Raw genomic sequence first — 23,288 nt, forward strand, 5'->3', positions numbered from 1 at the left:
TCAGGCGGGGCGGGCGTCGTCCAGCGCGGCGGTGCCGGCGAAGGTCGCGCAGGTGTAGGAGGACAGCGGGAGTGCTGTTCCCTCGGTCGCGAGCGTCCGCAGGATCGTCGCGTAGGTCGTGATGAGGTCGCGGATGCTCGCGTCGGCGGGATCGTGACCCGGATGCCGGGCCGACACCGTGATCCCGCCGGGCACCCGCGCGATCCAGAGGTACACCTCACGGTCCGACCTCGAGCCGCCCCGCAGGATCTGGGCCCGGGCCGCATCCCATTCGGCGGCTCCCGGGACGTGACGGATGTCCAGGTACGACACGACGAACTCCGGTTCTCCTCCGGTGCCGAGCAATTCGACGATGCGCTGATAGGGGAACAACGGCAGGTGCCGCACCTCGTCGATCGCGGCCGCGGTCGCGGTGAGTGCGTCGTCGAAGGTGACCGAGCCGGACAGATCGACCTCGAGCGGCGCCAGCCCGACATACCAGCCCACCGATCCCGCGTACCGAGCCTCCGTTCGCGTGTGCATCGGCATCGTCAGTCGCAGCGTGTCGCGCCCGGTGAGTGCGCGGAGGGTGACCGCGAGAGCGGCGAACACCGCCGTCTGCGTTCCGTGTCCGCTCGTCCGGGCCGCCGACGTCACGAACGTCGCCAGGCGGTCGGTGGCCACGTACTCGGAGACGCCGCGCTGGCGCGGTGTGCGCGCACGATCCCCGGTCTCCAGGTGCGGACGGACCAGTGGCAGACCGAATCCCGGTGCGTCCGCGGAACGGTCCAGGAACGTGCGCCAGCGCGAGACGGCCGGGTGCTCGCCGGTGAGTCCGAGCCCCACCGCCCGGTCATGGACGCTGAAGTCGAGATGACTTCCGACATCCGCCATCTCGGTGGACGCGCCGTGCCGCGCCGAGATGTACAGGCGCCGGATCTCACTCATGCTCAACAGGATCGAATACGCATCCATCACCACGTGATCGGCGGCGAACGCGACGCAGAAACCACCGCGGGGCGAGGAGATGGTGGCCACGATGCAGTGCGGCCAGCGCGTCGGCGCGAGTCTGGTGTCGAAGATCCCGGTCAGGAGCTCGCGGACGTCGTCACCGGAGTCGAATCGGCCGGCCACCTCGGTGTCGACACCGAGATGGCCGCCCCGGTACGTCCGGCGTCCGTGGTGCGGATCGTCGCTCGTCGGGTCGGCGGTCGACAGAAGGGCCTCGTGCCGGGTGAGCCACTGGTTCAGACAGGATTCGAAACGCTCGGCATCGAGCTCGTCGTCGATCTCGAAAATCGCTCCGAGCCAGGAGTTCTCATCGTCGTCACCGGCCGCCGACCGCCGTATGGACGCCGACTGGTCGTAGGTGAACGGCCGCGGATCCGACTGCCACCCCGCGAGATCCGTACGTGTGGTCGGTGTCCAGATCGTCACCGTCCCAGCCGGTACGGGATAGTCGGACAGCTCGGTGAACTTCATGCGCGGTCGTCCATGTGTCGGTCATCCGTTCCCGGGCCGCGACACCATGCCGTGCCTTCGACGACATGACCCCCCGGCCCATGAGTTCTGATCTGAGACAACAGGAATCGCTCGTACCCCGATGCACGTGCGCGACTCGGTACGACGCACCGGGGGAGTTTCCCCGGGATCGAGCGGATCACGTCGAAACCGCCTGTGTCTGTAGCGAGCCTAAGCGGTCACAACGGACACGTGCAGCGGCACGAGCGCGTGACGTTCATCACCGAGGCCGTTGTCGCTGCGTCGAGGATCGACCGTGTGGGCGTGGAAGTCGGCTGTGTACCTGGCTGTTTCGCTGATCGGGGATCGACGGCGGTGAACGCACCGGGCTCTCGTTGCGTTCATGTAAAGAACTGGTGACGAGCTGTGACGCGATCGGGCGCCGTCCCGACGGAATGCGAAGTCAGACGGCGTGTCGACGAAAACCGTTGCCGGGCAGTGTCGAATACCGCAACAGGTCACGTTGCGACACCTCGGGAGCTCACCTACCGTGGGGCCGAAGTCGACCACACGCATCGGGGGTGCCATGTCCACGACCGTCCCGGCCATCGAGGCCCGCGGTCTGACCAAGGAATTCGGCGGCACACGGGCCGTCGACGCGGTCGATCTCCTCGTGCCCGCAGGTGGCGTCTTCGCCCTGCTGGGGACCAACGGCGCCGGAAAGACCACCACCGTGCGCATGCTCGCGACCCTGCTACGCCCCGATGCCGGAGACGCCCGGATCTTCGGGCACGATGTCGTCACGCAGGCGACGGCGGTCCGGTCGCTCATCGGGGTCACCGGCCAATACGCCTCCGTGGACGAAGATCTCACCGCCCGCGAGAACCTCATGATCTTCGGTCGACTCATCGGATCGTCACGCAGCCGGGCGCGCATCCGCGCCGACGAACTGCTCGACGAGTTCGGGCTCGGCGCGGTCGCCACCCGGCGCGTGGGGCATTTCTCCGGCGGCATGCGCCGCCGTCTGGATCTCGCGGCGTCGCTGATCACCCGGCCCCGCCTGCTGTTCCTGGACGAGCCCACCACCGGACTCGACCCCCGCACGCGGGCCCAGATGTGGCAGACGGTGCGCGACATGGTCGCGCGGGGATCGACAGTCCTGCTGACCACCCAGTATCTCGACGAGGCCGACGAACTCGCCGATCACATCGCGGTGATGGATCGTGGCCGGGTGGTCGCCGACGGCACCGCGGACGAACTGAAGGCCGGCGTCGGGGACATGAGCGTGCGACTCGAACTCGCCGACGAAAATGATCTGACGGCGGCCGCCCAGGTGTGCGCGCCGTTCACCTCGAGCGGCGAGGCGACGATCGCCCGGCGCGAGGGGGTCCTCGTGCTGCCGATGTCCGACATCGACCCGCTCGCCGACATCCTCGGTGCGCTCCGCGCCCGCGGGATCGTGCTGACGTCGGTCAACGTCGTGCGTCCGACCCTCGACGAGGTGTTCTTCGCGCTGACCGACGGCGGCGACCCCACGCGGTCCGCGCCGGAAGTCGATCCGACGGGAGCGCGGGCATGACCACGGGATCACTGCAACCGAGCGCCCTTTCCGGCGGCGCGACGCCCGAGGCGCACGATCGGGTTCGGCCGGCGGCCGCGGTGATGCAGTCGCTCACGATGACCCACCGGGGCCTGCTGAAGATCAAACACAATCCACAGCAGCTGTTCGACGTCATCGTGCTGCCCATCGTGTTCACCGTCATGTTCTCCTCGATCTTCGGCGGTGCGATCGCCGGGAACGTCGTCGGCTATCTCCCGTTGCTGATCCCGGGCGTACTGGTCCAGGTGTGTATCGCGGCGTCGGTCGTCACCGGAGTCCAGTTGCGCGAGGACCTCGACCGCGGGGTCTTCGACCGGTTCAAGTCGCTGCCGATAGCGCGTATCGCTCCGCTGGCCGGCGCGCTGGTGGCCAACACGTTCCGCTACGTGGTGGCCTCGGGCATCACGGTGTGCGTCGGGCTGATCATGGGGTACCGGCCGGCGAGCCCGGTGGGGATCGTGGTCGCCTGCGTGCTGATCGTGGTCGTGGCGTTCTCGTTGAGCTGGATCTTCGCGCTCCTCGGGGTCCTGCTCGACAAGGCGTCGACCGTCCAGGGTGTCTCGATGCTCGTACTGATGCCGATCACGTTCGTGTCCAACGCGCTCGTCCCGATCGACACCATGCCCGGGTGGATGCAGGCCTGCGCATCGGCCAACCCCGTCTCCCATCTCGTCACGGCGGCACGCGGACTGGCCGCCGGCGAGAACGTGGGGACCGACATCGCATACACGCTCGTGGGCGCGGCGGCGATCCTCGCCGTGGTGGTGCCGGTGACCCTGCGGACCTACATGCGGCGGACCTGAATGTCCGCGCCCATGACGAACCGATCAGCACAAGGAGCAGACACCATGCCGCTCACCTTCTCGGTGGTGGTCCCGGTCTACAACGAGGTGGACACGATCGGCGAGTGTCTCGCCCGGCTGTCCGCGCAGTTCGACCGGATCACCGAGATCGTGGTCGTGGACAACAACTCGACCGACGGCAGCAGTGCGGTGATCGACGCCTGGTGTTCGGCTCACCCACGGATCCGGACGATCGACGAGCCACGACAGGGGCTGGTGTACGCACGGAACGCCGGACTCGACGCCGCGACCGGAGACCTCGTGGCCCGGATCGACGCCGACACCCGGGTGCCGCCGGACTGGGCGCGGACGATCGTGGAGTTCTTCGCCGCGGACGTCGGGGGAGACTGGTCGGCACTCTGCGGGCGCGGCGAGGCCTACGACGTGCCGCTTGCCGGCAGATTCGACAGATGGAAGACCCGGCTGCACCCGCTGAACCGGTTGCGGCGCGAGAAGGCCGTGACCGAGGTGCCCGTGCTCTACGGCTCGAACATGGTGCTGCGGCGCGAGACCTGGGCGGTGATCCGGGATCGTGTCAGCATGCGCCGGAACATCTTCGAGGATGTCGACATGGGTCTCTGCGTCGGTGACACCGGCGGGCGCAACGCCTTTCTCCGCTCGCTGACCGTCGGGGTGTCGCCCCGCCGGATGGAGACCGGCATGGTGCCGTTCGTCCAGTACATGAGTTTCCTCCCGCGAACATTCCTGCTGCACCGTCGATTCGGGCTGGCCGCCGGTGCCGCGGCGGTCTACGTGCCCGCGATCACGATCGCGCACGCGTTGCGCCTCGTCGTGCTGCGGTCCTACGACACCCGGACAGGACGGCTCGACCCGCGAAACCTGGTGCGGGGCGGTGGTTCCGATCGTGTCCTGCCGTGATCGGCGGAGTCCGGACACGACCATGCCGGAGTCAGTCGGCACGCCTACCCGTCGCCCCGGCTCCGGCCGCCCGCTCGACGATGTCGGCCGCCGAGCGCACCGCCTCGCCAGGGGGTACGAGCCGGCCGCGGAGATCGGCGGAACGCCGTCGGGTGTCCGCGTCCAGGATCTGCTCGAGCGCCGGGATCAGCGACTTCGCGGTCACCCGCGCCATCGGCAAAGTGGCACCCACACGCGCCTTGCTCACCGCGCGTCCCCAGATCGGCTGATCGGCTCCGACCCAGGTGACCAGGGTGGGCAGACCGGCACGCAGGCCGGCGGCCACCGAACCCGCGCCGCCGTGGTGGACCGCGGCACGACATCTCGGCAATACGGTGTCGTGATCGACGTGCCCGACGACATGCACGGCGTCCCCCGATGTCATTGCACCCGAGGTGGATTCGCTCGACATGAATCCGCTCCAGCCGCCCGACACCAGCAGTCGGATCCCGAGGCGTTGCGCCGCGGTACGGAACGCGTCGGCCAGCCCGTCCGGGTCGGCCGGCAGCATACTGCCGAAACCGACGTACACCGGAGCGTCGCCCGCGTCGAGCCACTCGCCGAGTGTGCCTGCGCCCGAAGCTCCGTCGAGTCCGGCGTCACCCACCCCGGCTCGCTGTGCCGCGGCGAGGGTGAAGAATCCGACCAGCGGCCGACGCGGTCCCCACTGCGCTGCGAGCCCCTCGAAGAGCGCGGGGTCGTAGGCCTGGATCTCGGGAACCCCGGTGCGGGCGATCAGTTCGGAGTAGGGGCGGTTCAGTGGCGACAGTCCCAGGTCGGTCCGCAGTGTGTTCTCGGCCGACCGGGTGGCCAGCCAGAGAGCGCGTTCGGCGACCCGCCAGCTCAGGTCGTTGACCACCGCCGGGGCATCGACACCGAGGTGGGCGAGCAGCGACACCGAGCTGTTGCGCCGAATGGGGCAGTAGTGCAACGGGATGTGTGGAATCCCGAGAACCGCCGAGACGTTGTGGGCGCGTTCCTGACCGGCGCTGCTCGCGATGATCGCATCCGCGCCGTCGGCGAGCTCGAGCAAGCGTTGCTGCATGGTCCGGCCGCCCCGCACCGACATGGCCGACACTGCACGCAGCCTGGTGCGCGGGTTCTTCGACCGCATGTCCTCCCGCACCAGACCGGAATCGAGCAGGGCGCGTGTGCTCTCGCCGTAGACCTCGGTGGGAACACCTGCACCGCTGCCGAATCCGACCAGATCCGGTGGCGTCGCGAGAGTCACCCCATGACCCCGGCCCAGGAGTTCGGCGGCGAGGGCGACGGCCGGCTGGGCGTCTCCGCGACTACCGTTGACCGCGATCACGAACCTCAACGTCGGACCCCTCACGTGTCGGTGTGGTCAGATGGGCGACCGATTCTAAACACGGCCGGCCACCGCGCCGCGCGGCCGGAGACCGGGATCACCGGGGCCGTGTCATGAGAATCTCGTTCGTCATCAACGGGACCCGCGGGGACGTCCAGCCGGCGACGCTGCTTGCGACCGCACTCGCGCGGCGCGGGCACGACGTGCGTCTCGGGGTCCCGCCCAACATGGTGCGGCCGGCCCGGGGCTGGGCGGACGCGATCGCGCGGCTCGAGGTCGTGCCCCTCGGCCAGGACACCCGCGCCCACCTCGAATCGGTGGCGCGGGCTCGCGAGCAGGCGGGTCGTCACCCGCTGCGTCGGCTGCGTGTGTTCCTGTCGCTGCGGAACGCCGGGTGGGAGGACCTCGTCTCCGACATGACCGGCGTCGTCGACGGCGCGGACGTCATCGTGAGCGGGCTGATCACCGAACAGCCCGCACTCGCCTTCGCCGAGTCCGCCGGGGTTCCGCTGCTGTCGCTGCACCACGCCCCGGTGCGCCGCAACAGCCGCGTCGGCCCCGTACCCGGTCACCTCCCGGGTGGCCCGCGCGCCGTTCGTGCGCAGTGGGCGGCCTACGACGCCGCGTTCGGCGTCCTCACCAGACGACGCGAGCGTCGCCTGCGCGCCGAACTGGGTTCGACCGGGACATCGCGGCCCTACACCGCTCGACTCCGTGCGGCGGCGGGTCTGGAGTTGCAGGCCTACGACCCTATGTTCGGGGTGCACGACGACCAGAGGTGGATCGCCGACACGGCGGCGCGTCCTCGACCCTCGGTGGGGTTCCTCGGGTTGCCGGGGGAGCACCCGGTCGCCGGGTCCGACGCGCTCGCGTCTTGGCTCGACGGCGGTGACGCCCCGATCTACGTGGGTTTCGGCAGCATGCCGTTGCGGGGAGAGGAGAGCACCCTCCGCGTCGTCGCGGAACTCGGCCGCCGGCTCGGCCGACGTGTCCTGGTGTGTGCGGGCTGGACCGAACTGAGTGCGGAGGTGCGCACCGGCGCCGAGTCCGACGCGGTGCGCATCGAGTCCCAGGTCGACCACCGCACGGTCTTCGGCCGGTGCGCGGTCGTGGTCCACCACGGCGGCGCCGGGACCACCGCGGCCGTGCTGCGCGCGGGCCGGCCGTCGGTCATCTGCTGGTACGGCGCGGACCAGCCGTTCTGGGGAGCCGAACTCGAACGACTGGGTGTCGGCGTGTCGATGCCGATGGCCCGCGCGGGACGCGACCTGGACGTGGATCGGCTGTGCGACGCCGTCGCGGCGATGCTCGACCCCGCGGTGGCCGAGCGCGCCGCGCGGCTGCGGGACGTCTTGGTGGCCGAGGACGTGGCTCTGGCGGACGCCGTACACGCGGTCGAGAGTTCGGTGACAAGCTCGTGCATGAGGGAACCGAGTACGCGGGGACCGCAGATGCACAGCGAAACGAAGGTGGACGTATGACGACGATGCCGTCGCCCGTGACAGGACGACCCGAGGCCGACCCGCCGGCGGCGGGAGATCGGGGCCTGCGCGGCATCACGGCGCGGCTGCGCGCGCAGAGCTCGGCTCTCCGAGGCGACCGCCTCACCTCCGAAGACGCCCCGTTCTGGTTCGTCACGCCGGCCCTCGGATGGTCGGTCGTGCTCCAGCTGGTCTGGGTGTTCGACGACGAGGTCCCGATCGAGGCACTGACCGCGATGAACGCGGCCCTGGCTCGGGGGCGGCTGAACCGCATGCTCGCCGTACCGGATGTCGTCGGTGCGCGTCCCCGGTGGGTCGATGCGCCCGACGCACCCGGACTGGCCGCCGACAGCCGGCCGGTGTCGGACGCGGAGATCGACGAGTGGGCGACCGCCGAGATGTCCTCGGTGCCCCTCGACGCCGAGGGTGGCCGGTGCTGGCGGCTGCGGTCGGTTCCCATCGCGGGCGGCGGCACCGTGGTCTCCCTGTGCACGCTGCACGTGGTCACCGACGGCCGCGGCATGCTCGCGGCCGCGGCCGAGGCCGCCTCAGCGTCGGAGGTTCCGCTGAACCCGGTGTCGGGTCCCGCGACCGCAGCGACCGGCGTGACGCCCCTCCCGCCGGTCTCGTGGCGTCGCCGGCGGGTCGGTGACCTCGTGGACGCCGGATCACAAGCCGTCGCGGTCGTCACCGGGCTCGCGCGGGCGGCGCTCGAACAGCGCAAGGCCGGCGGCCCCGAACCCGACCCCCGCCCGGTTCGCGCCCCGATCGCCGAACGCTCGCCCGCCGCCGAGTTCACCTGGGCGACGGCGACCGTCCCGGCGGCGGACTTCGACCGGGTCGCCGCGGAACACGATGGCACCGCCAACACCCTGTTCATCGCCGTGGTCAGCGGTCTACTGCGGTCGAGTGGCCATGCGCCGCTGCCGAACCCGATCAAGGTCGGAGTGCCGGTCGACCGTCGCGAGAGCGAGGAGGACACCCGGTCCAACCCGATCGCCGGCGTCTCGGTGTATCTCACCGAGGAGCCGGTCGCCGGTGGCGATCTGGGCGGCATCCGGGCGACGTGCAAGGCGGCATTCGTCCGCCTGTCGGAGGGCCGGCGTGCCCCGCACATCCACCTGCGACCGCTGGCCTGGTTCCTGCCGCCCGCGGTGATCGTCAAGATCGTCAGCGCGGGCAACGGTATTCCCGACGCGGTCATCTCCAACCTCGGTGACGTGCCGCCGGCGGCGACGGTGCTGGGGGGCAGGTCGGCGCGCAAGGTCGCCTTCCGCGGGATGGCACAGGGCGTCGACGCCTCGGCGGGGCAGCGGTTCGGCGACGGTGTCCAGTCGTGGCTGGTCCGCACCCGGGACCAGGTGACCTTCACCGTGCTGGGCTGTGACGAGACCAGTTTCTCCTCCGACGCCCGGGTCGCGGACCTGCTCGACCGTGAACTGACGGCGTGGGGACTGCCCCATGAGATCTGGTGACCCATGAGACCCCGTGATGCAGAGGAGAACACGTGACGGCAACGGCGACCGAGACCCGGCCCACCGAGGTGCTCCGCGTGACGGGTCCCGACGAGTCCTATCTCCTCGTCGCGGAACTGTTCGGGATGGGTGCCCCCATCCAGATCACCTGGATCTTCGATGACGATCCGGGGGACGAGGCGATCGACTCGCTACGGGCCGGACTCGCGGCCGGACCGCTGCACCGTGCGGTGGCCCGGCGTCGGGTCCCCTTCGCCCGCCACCGCTGGGTACGGTCGCCTCTTCCGGTGCAGGCCGGGCCGGTGGAGGTCGTCGACGCCGACGACGTCGGGGCATGGGCGGATTCGGTGCTCCGCGCGAGTCGTCTCGATCCGGTGCGAGGGTCGGGCTGGCAGCTCGACTCGGCACGGATCCGAGGCGGTGGCCGGGCGGTGTCGTTGCTCGCCTCGCACATGATCACCGACGGCCACGGTCTGTATCGACTGGTGGCGGACGCGGCCGCGGGCCGGGCCGCCGGGCTTCCCGCCGCGGGGAGTGAACGCTCCTGGGACACCGTGCGCGCCGACGCCGCCGACGCCGCCGCCTCGGTGCGCGCAGCCGCGCGATCGGTGCGGATCCTGATCCGTGAGGCGCGCACGGCACGGGCCGCCGGCACCGGAACCGCTCCGCGATCCGCGCGTGCCGACCGGCCGAGGAGGGTGCGGTCCGCGCCCGACCCGGACACGACGCTGGCCACCGTCGACGTCTCGGCAACCGAGTGGGCAGCACGCGCCGCCGAGCACGGTGGCACTCAGAACTCGTTGTTCACCGCGCTCCTCGCCGGGATCGTGCACCGCTCGGGCCGTCCGCTCGACGGCCCGATGAGGGTGTGCATCGCGGTCAGCAAGAGGGACGGCGACGAGGACAACCGCGCCAATGCGTCGGGCGGCGTGTGGATTCGGCTCGCCGATCCCGTCGAGCCGGGCACCGACCTCGCCGGCATCCGGGCGTCGAGCAAGCAGGCCTTCGTCGACTACGCCGAGTCCGGGGCCGATCAGGCCGCCGACAATCTGCAGCCGATCGTCCGGATGCTTCCGAAGCGACTCATCGGCCGGATGATGCGTGCCATCCCCGGACCCGACACGACCGTGTCCAATCTGGGGACGACGCCGGACTCGGCGTTGCGCATCGGCGACCGCACGGCGTCCCGGTTCGCCATCCGCGCGGTGATGCAGGGCATGCCCGCGCAGGAACGGCGGGTGCGGGGTCCGGCGATCGCCGCATGGGCGGTCACCTACGGCGACACGGTCACGCTCACGTTCTTCGGTATCGACCCCGACGACTTCGGCGACCCCGGGCGGTTGCGCACCCTCATCGCCGACGAGCTGACCGCCTGGCGGATCGGACACCGATTCTGGTGACGGCGCACCACGTCTCGATCGTCCTGTACGGCAGCCGCGGCGACATCCAGCCGGGTATCTGCCTGGCCCTCGAACTCCTGATGCGCGGGCATCGCGTGAGCGTCCTCGTCCCGCCGAACCTGGCCGGCCTCGCACGGGCCACCGGTGTGGGCGACGTCCACGAGATCGGTCTCGACTCCGACGCTGCGTGGTCGTCGGACGATGCGCGGTCGGCGCGCGGCAACCGTAACCCGGTGGCGCGCGCGGCGTTCGCGCTGCGGACCGTCCGTGGCGGATTCGACGCCCTCGACACCGACCTCGAGCGGCTGTTCGTGCCGGAGACCGCGCCGCTGCACGACGCCGATCTCCTCGTCGCCGCGCCGCTCTGCCAGGACCGCGTGGTGGCGGTGGCCGAACGTCTCGACATCCCACTGGCCGTGCTGAGATTCGGCCCGATGTCGGAGAACGGACTCATCGGCGCCGTGCCCGGTCTCACCGAGCGGTGGTCGCCGGCGTGGAAGCGCCGATCCTGGCGTATCGCCGATCGCCTGACCTGGATCGCGACCGGATGGAACGAGAATCGCTTCCGGCGCCGGATCGGGCTTCCCCCGAGCCGCCGCCCGCTGCCGCGGCGACTGGGTGCCGACCGGATCCCGCAGATCCAGGCCTACGACCCGGAGATGGTCCCGGGCCTGGCGGCGGAGTGGGATGATCGCAAACCCCTCGTCGGGTTCTTCGACCTGCCGGCGGCGAGCCGGGCGGGGATCGGGGAGATCGGAGCCGATGCCACCGGACTCGCCCGCTGGCTGGATGCGGGCGAACCGCCGGTGTTCCTCACCTTCGGCAGTATGCCGATCCTCGAGCCGAAGACGGTGATCGCACGCTGGCGCGCCGCCGCGCGCGCCCACGGGGTGCGCTGCCTGATCGCGATGGGAGACGCGACCGGGATCGATCCCGACGACCCCGATGTCTTCCACACCGCGGGCGTCGACCACGCGTCGGTCCTGCCTCGCTGCGTCGCGGCGGTCCATCACGGCGGCGCCGGGACCACCGCGGCGAGCCTGCGAGCCGGACTTCCGACCCTCGTCTGTGCGGTCACCGCCGATCAACCGTTCTGGGGCGAACGGGTCCGGGCCCTGCGGGTGGGTGCGGCCGTGCGGCTGTCCACCTTCACCGACGACGACGCGCACGCGGGTCTGGCCACGGTGCTCGCCGCCGAGACCCGTTCGGCGGCTGCCGCTTTCGCACGGCGGATGACATCCCCCGACAAGGCCGTCGCCGCCGCTGCCGACATCTGTGAGTCCCGGTTGCGATAGGCGTCGAGACGATCGGGGCCACAACGGCCGCGGCCACCGACCCTCTGGGTCGGTGGCCGCGGTGACGACAGTCGTACTGGCTACTCGCCGAAGGCCTCGTCGAGGATCTCCTGCTGCTCGACCGCGTGGACCTTGCTCGAACCCGACGACGGTGCCGACATCGCGCGGCGCGACACCCGGCGCAGACCGCCGAGCAGGTCCGGCAGCACCTCGGGCAGCCAGAGACCGAGGAACGGCCACGGGCCCTGGTTGGCGGGCTCTTCCTGAACCCACCGGAACTCGGTCGCGTTGCCGTACTGCTCGAGCGTCTTGCGGAGCCGGCGGTGCGGCACCGGGTAGAGCTGCTCGATGCGTACGACGGCGATGTCCTCGCGCTTCTCCTTGTCGCGGCGGGCGGCGAGCTCGTAGTAGAGCTTGCCGCTCACCAGCAGCACCCGCTTCACCTTGCTGCGATCGGCGCCGTCTTTCTCGAAGCGCGGGTCGTCGATGACCGACCGGAACTTGTCCTCGGTGAAGTCCTCCACCGGACTGACGGCGGCCTTGTTGCGCAGCATCGACTTCGGGGTGAAGACGATGAGCGGGCGGCTGATGCCGTCGAGCACGTGGCGGCGCAGCAGGTGGAAGTAGCTCGCCGGCGTCGACGGCAGTGCGACCGTCATCGAACCCTCAGCACAGAGCTGTAGGAACCGCTCGATGCGTCCCGAGGTGTGGTCGGGTCCCTGTCCCTCGTGGCCGTGCGGCAGCAGCAGCACGACGTCGGAGAGCTGGCCCCACTTGGCCTCACCCGACGAGATGAACTCGTCGATGATGGACTGCGCGCCGTTGACGAAGTCGCCGAACTGACCCTCCCACACCACGAGTGCATCGGGGTTGCCGACCGAGTAGCCGTACTCGAAGCCGACGATCGCGAACTCGGAGAGCGGCGAGTCGTAGACCATGAACCGGCCGCCGTTGCTCTCGGCGTCGTTCTCCTCACCGGCGGGCTGCAGATGGTTGAGCGGCGTGTACTCCTTACCGGTCGAACGGTCGATGAGTACCGAGTGACGCTGCGTGAACGTGCCGCGACGCGAGTCCTGGCCGGACAGCCGGACGGTGCGTCCCTCCATGACCAGCGAGCCGAACGCCAGCAACTCGGCGAAGGCCCAGTCGATGTTGCCCTTGCGGGCGGCCTCGGCACGCCGCTCCAGCACCGGCTTGACGCGCGGATGCGGGGTGAAGCCGTCGGGGACGTTGACGAAGGCGTCGCCGATGAGCTCCAGCGTCTTGTTGTCGACGGCGGTCACCAGCTTGGTCGGCAGGGTCTGATCGGCCTGGATCGACGGAGACGGCTCGACGCTGAACTTCTCGAGTTCCTTGACCTCGTTGAAGACCCGCTCGAGCTGACCCTGGTAGTCGCGCAGGGCGTCCTCGGCCTCCTTCGTCGAGATGTCACCGCGACCGATCAGGGCTTCGGTGTAGCTCTTGCGGACGCCGCGCTTGGTGTCGATGACCTCGTACATCGCCGGCTGAGTCATCGACGGGTCGTCGCCCTCGTTGTGCCCGCGGCGACGGAAGCAGACGAGGTCGATGACGACGTCCTTGTGGTACGCCTGGCGATAGTCGACGGCGAGCTTGGCGGCCCAGACGCAGGCCTCGGGGTCGTCGCCGTTCACGTGGAAGATCGGCGCACCGATCATCTTCGCGACGTCGGTGCAGTACTCGGTGGAGCGCGAGTGCTCGGGCGCGGTGGTGAACCCGACCTGGTTGTTGACCACGATGTGCACGGTGCCGCCGGTGCGGTAACCGGGCAACATCGCCATGTTCAGGGTCTCGGCGACCACGCCCTGACCGGCGAACGCGGCATCACCGTGCAGCATGAGCGGAAGGATCGGGAAGCGATCGTCCTCGTCCATGAGGTCCTGCTTGGCGCGGACCAGACCTTCGAGGACCGGGTCGACGGCCTCCAGGTGGCTGGGGTTGGCGGTCAGCGAGACGTTGATCTCGTTGTCGCCGAACATCTGGTAGTACTTGCCCTCGGCGCCGAGGTGGTACTTCACGTCACCGGAACCGTGCGCCTGCGACGGGTTCAGGTTGCCCTCGAACTCGCTGAAGATCTTCGAGTACGGCTTGCCGACGATGTTGGCGAGCACGTTCAGGCGGCCGCGGTGCGGCATGCCGATGACGACCTCGGAGAGACTGTGCTCGGCGCTCTGGTCGATCACCGCGTCCATCATCGGGATGACCGACTCGGCGCCTTCGAGCGAGAAGCGCTTCTGCCCGACGTACTTGGTCTGCAGGAAGGTCTCGAACGCCTCGGCGGCGTTGAGCTTGCTCAGGATGTACTTCTGCTCGCCGACCGGCGGCTTGACGTGCTTGATCTCGACCCGTTCCTGCAGCCACTTCTGCTGCTCGGGTTCGAGGATGTGGGTGTACTCGACACCGACGTGCCGGCAGTACGCGTCCCGCAGGATCGACAACACGTCCCGCAGCTTCATCTTCTCCTGGCCGTGGAATCCGCCGACTTTGAAGCTGCGATCGAGGTCCCACAGGGTCAGGCCGTAGTTCTGGATGTCCAGATCCGGATGGCTGCTGCGCGCATCGCTGTCCATCATGAGCGGATCGATGTCGGCCATCAGGTGCCCGCGGCTGCGATAGGCGGCGATCAGCTCGAGCACACGGGTGCTCTTGTCGACCAGACCGGCGGGCAGGTCGCGACGCCAGCGGACCGGCTCGTAGGGGACGTGGAACGCGGTGAAGATCTCGTCGTAGAACGCGTCGTCGATCAGCAGCTCGTGGATCGTGCGCAGGAAGTCGCCCGACTCCGCGCCCTGGATGATCCGGTGATCGTAGGTCGACGTCAGCGTCATGAGCTTGCCGACGCCGAGCTCGGCGATCTGCTCCTCGCTCGCACCCTGGAACTCGGCCGGGTACTCCATCGCGCCGGCGCCGATGATCGCGCCCTGACCCTTCATCAGGCGCGGCACCGAGTGCACGGTGCCGATGGTGCCCGGGTTGGTCAGCGAGATGGTGACCCCGGAGAAGTCGTCGGCGCCGAGCTTGCCGTCACGCGCGCGGCGGACGATGTCCTGGTATGCGGTGTAGAACTCGGCGAAACCCATGGTCTCGCACTGTTTGATCGCGGCGACGACGAGCGTCCGGTTGCCGTCCTTGCCGACCAGGTCGATCGCCAGGCCCAGGTTGGTGTGCGCGGGCGTGACGACGTTCGGCTTGCCGTCGATCTCGGCGTAGTGCCGGTTCATGTTCGGGAACGCCTTGATGGCCTGCACGATCGCGTAGCCCAGGATGTGGGTGAAGCTGATCTTGCCGCCACGGGTGCGCGCGAGGTGGTTGTTGACGACGATGCGGTTGTCGATCATCGCCTTGGCCGGCACGGCCCGGACGCTGGTGGCCGTCGGGATCTCCAGCGACAACGCCATGTTCTTCGCGATGGCCGCGGCGGGACCGCGCAACACCTTGGTGCTGTCGGTGCTCTCGGACTTCTGCGCGGCGGACGCCTTGCCCGCCTCCGGCTTGGTCTGCTTGGGCTGCGAACGCGCCGAACCGTCGCGGCTGGCGACGCTGTGGCCGGATGCGGCCTTCGTCGCGGTCGACTCCTTGGCGGGGGCAGGCTTGCGCGGCGCGGTGCGGGCGGGGGTCTGATCCAGGGTGACCTGTTTGCGCGGCGCGGCTTCGGCGGCAGGTGCGGAGTTGCTGCGGGCGGACCCGTTGGTCGACGAACCCGTTGTCGAAGACGAGGCGGAAGTCGACGCCGTTGTGGCGGAAGACGTTGTGGCGGAGGGCTTTACGGACTTCGAGGGCGGAGAGGCGGACGCGGCGGGGCTACCGTTGTCGCCGGGCTCGTAATTCTTCAGTAGTTCGTGCCAACTCGGATCGACCGAGTTCGGGTCTTCTTTGTACTGCTGGTACATTTCCTCGACCAGCCACGTGTTCTGTCCGAAGTCTGAAATCGAACTGCTGCTCACAGCGGTATCTCGCCTCAATTCCCTGAAGGTGCCGGGTTCTCTGCCACGCGTCGTCTCTTGTGGAGACTATCGGTGAACCACCTGACGATGCTACGCGTCGCCGACTCGCTCGCGCTGACCGACCTGTTACTACGGAGTCAGTTCCGAGGTGGCCCGCGTGACCGTCACAGCGGCGGTCCGTGCGCTGGTCGGAGCCGGTGCATCGGTGTCGGGCACCGCCGGCTCGTCGGGATCGACACCGGCATCCCAGAAGCCGCGGTACCTCTTTCCCAACGCCAGCAACTCCTCGTGTGTTCCGAGCTCGACGATCCGCCCACCGTCGACCACCGCGATGGCATCGGCGCGGGCGGCGGTCGCCAGCCGGTGCGCGACGATCACGGAGGTGCGGTGCCGCGTCACCGCGCGCCCGGCGGCGAGCACCTGGGCCTCGGTCGCCTGGTCGAGGGTCGCGGTCGCCTCGTCGAGCAGCAGCAGGTCGGGTTCGACGAGTTCGGCTCGCGCGAGCGCGATGAGCTGGCGCTGCCCTGAACTCAGCCCCTGGCCGCGTTCGCCGATCGGGTGGTTCATCCGACCGGGGAGGGCGGCGATCATGCGCAGCGCGCCGACCGCGGCCGCGGCGTCGACGATGGCGACCCGATCGGCACCGGGCCGGCCGTAGGCGATGTTCTCGGCGACCGTGCCGGTGAACAGGTGCGGCTCCTGCGGGACGAGACCGAGACGGCGGCGGTAGCCCGCGAGGTCGTAGTCGCCGATGTCGGTGCCGTCGACGACGACGCTCCCGGAGGTCGGATCGTAGAAGCGGGCCAGGAGTTTGACGATCGTCGACTTCCCGGCACCGGTCCGGCCGACCAGAGCCAGGGACGACCCGGCCGGGATGTGCAGGTCGACGCCGGACAGCGCGTCCGTCGAGGAGCCCTCGTAGCGGAATCCGACCCGGTCGAAGTCGACGACGCCGTCGAACCCGGTGTCCGGTGGGGACTCGGCCCGCGCCGAGGTGCGCAACGAGCTCGGCGTGCGCAGGAGGTCGCCGATGCGCCGGAGACCCACCGCCGCCTGCTGGTAGCCGTCGAAGACCTGCGACAGCTGCTGCACCGGGCCGAAGAGCATCGTCAGATAGAGGACGAAGGCCACGAGCGTGCCCGCCGAGAGCGAGCCCGACGCCACCTGACCGGCGCCGACGCCGAGCGCGATCGCGGTGGCGATGTCGGACATGAGCTGGATCAGCGGAAAGTAGGTCGCGATCGCCCGCTGCGACACCATCCGGGCCTCGACCCATTCCGCCGAGCGCCGGGCGAACCGCGTCTGGGCGCTGTCGGTGCGCAGGTAGGTCTGGGTGGTCTTGATGCCGGCGATGTTCTCCTGGAAGTCGGCGTTGACGACACTGATCAGTTCGCGTGAGCGCGTGTACGCCCGACTCGCGACGCGGCGGAAGACGATCGTCGCGGCGATCAGTAGCGGGAAGACGGGTAGCACCAGCAATCCGAGCAGGGGACCGGTCACCAGGAGTGCGACCCCGACGCCGACGAGGGTCAGCACCGCCACGATCGCCGAGGTGAGCCCCGTCTGCAGGAACGTCGACAAGGCGTCGATGTCGGTCGTCATGCGCGTCATGATCCGACCCGACAGCTCCCGCTCGTAGTAGTCGAGTCCCAGCCGCTGGATGTGGGCGTAGCTGCGGATCCGCAGTCCGAACAGCACGCGCTCGCCCGCCGTGGTCGAGGTGATGGTCATCGACTTCGCGGCGACCCAGCCGACGCCCACGAGCCCGACCCCGCCGAGCGCGGCCCACACCAGCGTCGACCGTTCGGCGTGGCCCGTCGCGTCGATGACCGCCCGCGCGATGCTCGGGAAGGCCAGACCGACGAGGGTGTCGACGGCGATGGCCAGCAACGCGGCGGCGAGCAGCCACCGGACCGGCGCGAGGAGTCCGCGCAGGGTGAACACCGGGTTCTCGCGCCGAGCGGCGTCGACGTCGACCTCGGGTCGCTCCACCGCGGGCGGGAGGGCATCCACCGACGCCTGGAGTTCGGGTGTGGCCGGCATCGAACCGAGGGCGCTGGCGACGCCGCCGCCGCGACCGGTCCGCGAGCCCGCCCCGGCCGGGACCGACGTCCGGGCCGTGACCTCGGCGGAATCGGATTCGACACTCGGCCAGAGGTTTTCGAGGTCGGCCGCGGTCGGCCCGCGCAACGGTGGCGCGGTGTCGGCGACCGCGGTTGGTCCCGTGTGGCCGTCGGGGGCCGTGTGCGCGGGGCTCGACATCAGCTCGCGGAATCGCGGTGAGGTCGCCTCGAGCTCGGCGAGCGTCCCCAGCGCGGTGATCCGGCCGTCGTCGAGCACGGCGACGCGATCGGCGAGAACGAGCGTGGACCGGCGATGAGCGAGGACGAGCATCGTGGCCTGCCGGTTGCGCAATTCGCCCAGGATGCGGGACTCGGTGGTCGCGTCCACCGCGGACGTCGCATCGTCGAGCACGAGAACGCGGGGATCGGCGAAGAGCGCCCGCGCCAGGGCGATGCGCTGGCGCTGGCCGCCCGACAGGGTGAGTCCGCGCTCGCCGATGACGGTGTCGTACCCGTCGGGGAGCGCGTCGATGAATTCTGCGGCGTCGGCGGCGGTGGCCGCCGCCCGCACCCGGTCGGCGGCATCGGGGTCCGCCGCGCCCGGGCCCATGGCGATGTTGGCGGTGATGGTGTCCGAGAACAGGAACGGCTCGTCGAAGACCACGGCGACGGCCCGATGGAGGGCGTCGGGTGCCAGTTCGTCGATGGGGTGCCGGGTCCGGACCGCGTCGTCTCCGGTGCTCGCACCGAGCAGGGAGATCGTCCCGGTGTCGGGGCGTTCGAACCGGCTGACCAGGTCGGCGATGGTCGATTTGCCGGAACCGGGGGGACCCACGATCGCCACACACTCGCCCGGTTCTATCCGGAGGTCGATCCCGGACAGGACAGCGGGCGGGTCGTCGGCGTCGTGTGTGTGGTGGGCGAACGCCACGCCGGCCAGTTCGACGCCCAGGGGCCCGTCGGGCAGTGAGCCGGTGGCCGTGTCGCCCGGATCGTGGGGGTGGTCGATGACGTCGTAGACGCGTTCGACCGCCGCGCGAGCCAGTTGCGCGTTGACGACGAGGTTCGTCAGGAGGCGTGCGATGCCCGTCATGGTGGCGACGTAGGTGCTGAACGCGAGGAAGGTGCCGGCGGTGATCGCGCCGGTCATCGTGAGGTACCCACCCGCCACGATCACCCCGACCGTGCCCAGTTGCGGGATGGCGGCCAGCGTCGGGGCGAACCGCGAGTTGATCCGCGCGGCCCGTAGTCGGCGCGCGAACACCGTCCGGCACCGGGTGACGAGGTCGTCGACGGCGCGCTCTTCCTGTCCGAAGCCCTTCACGACCCGGACGCCGGTGACGGTCTCCTCGACGTGCTGGGCCACATCGGCCGCGGACTGCTGGGCCGACCAGGTCGCGGCGAACAGGCGACGCCGTGTCCGCCACACCTCGACGGCGATCAGCGGGACGATCAGCAGTGCCACCCCGGTCAGCAGCGGCGACAGATAGGCCATGATCGCCAGCGCCACGACCATCTGCACCGCGGCGCCAAGCGACAGCGGCGCCATGGCGAGCAGGCTCTGCACGACCTGGATGTCGGTGATGGACCGGGACACGATCTGACCGGTGCGGATCTGGTGCTGGCTGCGCCCGTCGAGGTGCAGCAGGGTGTCGAGCAGCCGGAGTCGCAGCGAGTTCTGGACGCTCACGGCCAGTCGTCCGGCGAACACCCGCCGGCCGACATGGCAGGCGTAGCGAACGGTCGCGAAAACGACCAACGCGACGATGATCGTCCGCAGTGACAGACCGTCGTCGACGACGCCGGTGGCATGGTCGATCGCGGCCTTCGTGAGGAGCGGCATGAGCACGTCGACCCCGACCGCGATCAGGGTCACGGTCATCGTGATGACGACGACGCGCCGGTATCGCCACGATTCGCCGACGAGCCGTCGAATCCAGCCGGGCGCCGCCGCGGACGGAGTGGGCGGTGGGGACGCCGCGATCACCACGAACCGGGCGGGAGCGGATCCGGGGTCGGGGTCTCGGTGAAGTCGACGTCGATGACCCATGCACGGGGAGCAGGTCCGAAGGCCTCGCGAGCGTTGTGCACCACCTTGCGGCCCAGGGCGCGACTGCCCGCGCCGCCGATGACCGCACCGATGCCCGCGGGCATCAGCTTGCCGAAGATCAGCGGCGCCCGCCGGATCGCGTACTTCCGTACGAGCTTGTTCACCAGGGTCTTGTTCAGTTTGGTGATCGCTCCGGACGGCAGAGCCGCGCCGCCGAGCCTGCGCAGCGCGCCGCCGCCGGTGCCGACCACCCGGCCGAGTGCCAGCACGCCCTCTTCGCCGAGCGCGACGGTCATGACGAGTGCCTTGCGGCGGTCGGACTCGTGCACCGGGATGCCGTGCACCTCGGCGATCGACAGCGCCAGCAGGGCCGACGCCTCGAGGAAGAACGCCGTGTCGCCGGTCATCGCTCCGAACGCGGTCATCGTGCCGACCCCGGGCACTGCGGCGGCCGCGCCGACCGCGCTGCCGGACCCGGTGACCGCGTTCAGATAGCGCTTCTCGAGCCGCTCGACGATCTGCGCGGGTGAGTCGTCGGGGTATTTCCGTCGCAGCGAGTCCACGTACTTCTTCACCGCAGGCGCCTGCAGTCGCTGCGCACGGTCCAGGAGTCCGCCGGTCACCTCGACCGCCTTGCCGGGTGGCGTGCGGCCCTTGTTCGTCGAGACCCCTTGTGTCGACTTGTCTTTCATGTCCGGTCTCTCATGCTCTGGGGTACCCAATCCTCTTCGGGCACGACCTCGGCGGGTCGTGGGGGGCCAGGGGGTGTGCCGTCGCCGAACGGGCGTCCACCGAGGTCTTCGCGATGATGCGCGGTGAGCCAGCCGCGCAGGTCCGGGCCCTTGGGCACGATCTGCGTGGGGTTCACATCGGTGTGGACGATGTAGTAGTGCTGCTTGATCTGCGTGAAGTCGGTGGTGTCGCCGAAGCCGGGTGTCTGGAACAGATCCCGGGCGTAGGCCCACAGGACCGGCATCTCGCTCAACTTGCTGCGGTTGCATTTGAAGTGGCCGTGGTAGACCGCGTCGAACCGCGCCAGCGTGGTGAACAGGCGCACGTCCGCCTCGGTGATGGTGTCGCCGACGAGGTAGCGCTGCGTCGACAATCGGTCCGACAGCTCGTCGAGTTTGGTGAACAACCGGTCGTAGGCCGCGTCGTAGGCCTCCTGGCTGCCGGCGAATCCACACCGGTACACGCCGTTGTTGACCTCGGTGTAGACACCGTGGCTCACCTCGTCGATCTCGTCGCGCAGACGCTCGGGGTAGAGCTCCGGCGCGCCGTCGCGGTGGAAGGCGGTCCATTCCAGGGAGAAGTCGATGGTGATCTGCGGGAAGTCGTTGGTGACGACCGCCCCGGTCGGCACGTCGACGATCGCGGGCACGGTGATCCCCTTGGGATAGCCGGGGATCCGCTTCTCGTAGGCGTCCTTGAGCCGGGGGATCTGCAGCACCGGGTCCACGCCGCCGGGGTCGAGATCGAAGGTCCACGAGTCCTTGTCGTGGGTGGGACCGCAGAGACCGAGTGAGATGGCGTCCTCGAGTCCGAGGAGCCGCCGGACGATGAGTGTCCGGTTGGCCCACGGGCACGCCCGGGCGGCGACGAGCCGGTACCGGCCGGCCTCCACCGGATAGCCGTCCCGGCCGTCGGCGGTGATGCGGGTCTCGATGTACTTCGTGTCCCGGACGAACTCCTCGCCGGTCATCACGTACGAACCCTGTTCGCTCGTCGATGCCGCGCTCGGGTCGGACGCGGACCCGGTGCTGTGATCGGTCTCGGTGCTCATGGGTTCCACAGTAATGATCCGCCGTGACATACACGGCGAGCTGCGGCGCCGGACCCCCCCGTCGTGCGGGTCGTGGCTGAAACGGACAGGTCTAGCATCGGGGAAATGCGATCGAGCGACGCCACCCGCGGCGAGAACGCGGGTACCGACGAGATGGTCACGACCCGACCGTGGGCCGCGATGCTGGCGCTCTGCGTGGGCTTCTTCATGATCCTCGTCGACATGACGATCGTGGCGGTCGCGCAGCCGCGCATCCAGGCCGATCTCGACACGAACGTCAACGGCGTCGTCTGGGTCACCAGCGCGTACCTGCTCACCTACGCGGTGCCACTGCTGATCACCGGCCGCCTGGGCGACAAGTTCGGTCCCAAGACGATGTATCAGATCGGTCTCGCGGTGTTCACCGTCGCCAGTCTCTGGTGCGGACTGTCGTCGTCGATCGGTGAGTTGATCGGGGCGCGCGCCCTGCAGGGTGTCGGCGCAGCCCTCATCACCCCGCAGACGATGGCGCTCATCACGCGCATCTTCCCGGCCGAGAAGCGCGGAGCGGCAATGGGTGTGTGGGGCACCGTCGCCGGTGTCGCGACACTCGTCGGACCGCTGCTCGGCGGTGTCCTGACCGACGCGTTCGGCTGGGAGTGGATCTTCTTCATCAACCTGCCGGTCGGCGTCGTCGGCCTCGTCCTCGCCGCCGTTCTCGTCCCCCGGGTCGAGACCAACGACCACCAGTTCGACTGGATCGGCGTCGCGCTGTCCGCCGTCGGTCTGTCCGCGCTGGTGTTCGGCATCCAGGAAGGCGAGACCTTCGATTGGGACGCCTGGATCTGGCTCCTCATCGTCGGTGGTCTGGTGATCCTCGGGGTCTTCGTCTACTGGCAGTCCCGGATTCGCACGGAGCCGCTGCTCCCGTTGTCACTGTTCCGCGACCGCAACTTCTCGCTGTCGACGATCGGCATCGCCTCGATGGGTTTCGCGGTGTCGGGGTTGATGATCCCGCTGACCTTCTTCCTCCAGCTCGTCGGCGGGATGTCGCCGACCGAGTCGGCGGTCGTCCTGGTACCCATGGCCGTGCTGACCGGCGTCCTGGCCCCGTTCGTGGGTCGGATGGTCGACCGCGTCCATCCACGCACGATCGTCTCCTCGGCGTTGTTGCTGAATGCGATCGCCATCGCGTGGCTGGGCTTCGTAGCGCGTCCGGAGACCCCGGTCTGGCTGATCGTCGTCCCGCTGTGCCTGATGGGTGTCGCCTCGGCCGGCATCTGGGCGCCGCTGGCGGCGACGGCCACGCGCAACCTGCCGTGGCACCAGGCCGGCGCCGGTGCCGGTGTGTACAACACGCTGCGGGTCATCGGCTCGGTGTTGGGGTCGGCCATGATCGGGGCGCTCCTGCAGACCCGGCTCGCGGCCGAGCTGCCCGGGGTCGACGCCGAGAACGCGCAGGACGGCGGGACGGGCCAGCTGCCGGAGTTCCTCCGCGAGGGCTTCGCCACCGCGATGGGCCAGTCGCTGTACCTACCGGCAGCCGCGCTGCTGATCGGTGTCGTCGCGACGTTCTTCTTCGTCCGTCCCGCGCACCAGAACGTCCCACCGCAGGTCGTCGACCCGCAGGCCGTGGCCACCGACGCCGGGCGGCGGTGACCCGCGTCCCGGGGTCCGGGTCGTCGAGA

General features: G+C 69.7%; 14 protein-coding genes. 8 read left to right on the forward strand and 6 right to left on the reverse strand.

What is annotated here, in order from left to right:
* A complete protein-coding gene (locus AC3B6C_RS16690; protein ID WP_488373516.1) occupies positions 1–1,461 on the reverse strand; it encodes a condensation domain-containing protein in 1,461 nt (486 codons plus the stop codon).
* Between the two features lie 565 nt (positions 1,462–2,026).
* On the opposite strand from AC3B6C_RS16690, the gene AC3B6C_RS16695 reads away from it, so the two are divergent.
* From AC3B6C_RS16695 to AC3B6C_RS16705, 3 genes are read left to right on the forward strand one after another with little or no spacing between them, the layout of a single operon-like run.
* The gene (locus tag AC3B6C_RS16695) at positions 2,027–3,019 is read left to right on the forward strand and encodes an ATP-binding cassette domain-containing protein (protein ID WP_488373518.1); all 993 of its coding nucleotides are present in this window, start codon (positions 2,027–2,029) and stop codon (positions 3,017–3,019) included.
* Positions 3,016–3,843, forward strand: coding sequence for an ABC transporter permease (locus AC3B6C_RS16700; protein WP_488373519.1), 828 nt, complete (start codon positions 3,016–3,018; stop codon positions 3,841–3,843). Before AC3B6C_RS16695 ends, AC3B6C_RS16700 begins: the two co-directional genes overlap by 4 nt.
* Before the next feature lie 45 nt (positions 3,844–3,888).
* On the forward strand, positions 3,889–4,761 hold the full coding sequence (locus tag AC3B6C_RS16705) for a glycosyltransferase family 2 protein (protein ID WP_010842944.1): 873 nt from the start codon (positions 3,889–3,891) through the stop codon (positions 4,759–4,761).
* A 31-nt stretch (positions 4,762–4,792) separates the two neighbouring features.
* Here AC3B6C_RS16705 and AC3B6C_RS16710 read toward each other — a convergent pair whose 3' ends face one another.
* Complete coding sequence (locus tag AC3B6C_RS16710; RefSeq protein ID WP_488376288.1) at positions 4,793–6,112, reverse strand: glycosyltransferase; 1,320 nt, start codon at positions 6,110–6,112, stop codon at positions 4,793–4,795.
* A gap of 113 nt (positions 6,113–6,225) precedes the next feature.
* Between AC3B6C_RS16710 and AC3B6C_RS16715 the strand changes: the two genes are divergently transcribed.
* From AC3B6C_RS16715 to AC3B6C_RS16730, 4 genes are read left to right on the forward strand one after another with little or no spacing between them, the layout of a single operon-like run.
* Positions 6,226–7,593, forward strand: coding sequence for a glycosyltransferase (locus AC3B6C_RS16715; protein WP_488373520.1), 1,368 nt, complete (start codon positions 6,226–6,228; stop codon positions 7,591–7,593).
* Positions 7,590–9,068 (forward strand): hypothetical protein, encoded by a 1,479-nt coding sequence (locus AC3B6C_RS16720; protein WP_488373521.1) that lies wholly within the window; start codon positions 7,590–7,592, stop codon positions 9,066–9,068. Before AC3B6C_RS16715 ends, AC3B6C_RS16720 begins: the two co-directional genes overlap by 4 nt.
* 32 nt (positions 9,069–9,100) lie before the next feature.
* Positions 9,101–10,468, forward strand: coding sequence for a hypothetical protein (locus AC3B6C_RS16725; protein ID WP_055475011.1), 1,368 nt, complete (start codon positions 9,101–9,103; stop codon positions 10,466–10,468).
* On the forward strand, positions 10,465–11,763 hold the full coding sequence (locus AC3B6C_RS16730; protein WP_488373523.1) for a glycosyltransferase: 1,299 nt from the start codon (positions 10,465–10,467) through the stop codon (positions 11,761–11,763). The genes AC3B6C_RS16725 and AC3B6C_RS16730 overlap by 4 nt, the downstream gene beginning before the upstream one ends.
* Positions 11,764–11,843: 80 nt before the next feature.
* On the opposite strand, the gene AC3B6C_RS16735 is transcribed toward AC3B6C_RS16730, so the two are convergent.
* The 4 genes from AC3B6C_RS16735 to AC3B6C_RS16750 form a co-directional block, all read right to left on the reverse strand.
* Complete coding sequence (locus AC3B6C_RS16735) at positions 11,844–15,671, reverse strand: multifunctional oxoglutarate decarboxylase/oxoglutarate dehydrogenase thiamine pyrophosphate-binding subunit/dihydrolipoyllysine-residue succinyltransferase subunit (RefSeq protein WP_488358779.1); 3,828 nt, start codon at positions 15,669–15,671, stop codon at positions 11,844–11,846.
* Between the two features lie 183 nt (positions 15,672–15,854).
* Positions 15,855–19,778, reverse strand: coding sequence for an ABC transporter ATP-binding protein (locus AC3B6C_RS16740; protein WP_488376289.1), 3,924 nt, complete (start codon positions 19,776–19,778; stop codon positions 15,855–15,857).
* Positions 19,772–20,530 (reverse strand): hypothetical protein, encoded by a 759-nt coding sequence (locus AC3B6C_RS16745; RefSeq protein WP_010842952.1) that lies wholly within the window; start codon positions 20,528–20,530, stop codon positions 19,772–19,774. The genes AC3B6C_RS16740 and AC3B6C_RS16745 overlap by 7 nt, the downstream gene beginning before the upstream one ends.
* On the reverse strand, positions 20,527–21,621 hold the full coding sequence (locus AC3B6C_RS16750) for a glutathione S-transferase family protein (RefSeq protein WP_488373525.1): 1,095 nt from the start codon (positions 21,619–21,621) through the stop codon (positions 20,527–20,529). Before AC3B6C_RS16750 ends, AC3B6C_RS16745 begins: the two co-directional genes overlap by 4 nt.
* Positions 21,622–21,726: 105 nt before the next feature.
* On the opposite strand from AC3B6C_RS16750, the gene AC3B6C_RS16755 reads away from it, so the two are divergent.
* Positions 21,727–23,259 carry an MFS transporter gene (locus AC3B6C_RS16755; RefSeq protein WP_488373526.1) on the forward strand — a complete coding sequence of 511 codons (1,533 nt, stop codon included), beginning with the start codon at positions 21,727–21,729 and terminating at the stop codon, positions 23,257–23,259.
* The last annotated feature ends 29 nt before the right edge of the window (positions 23,260–23,288 follow it).

The sequence above is a fragment of the Gordonia sp. 11cp genome, from assembly GCF_057767225.1.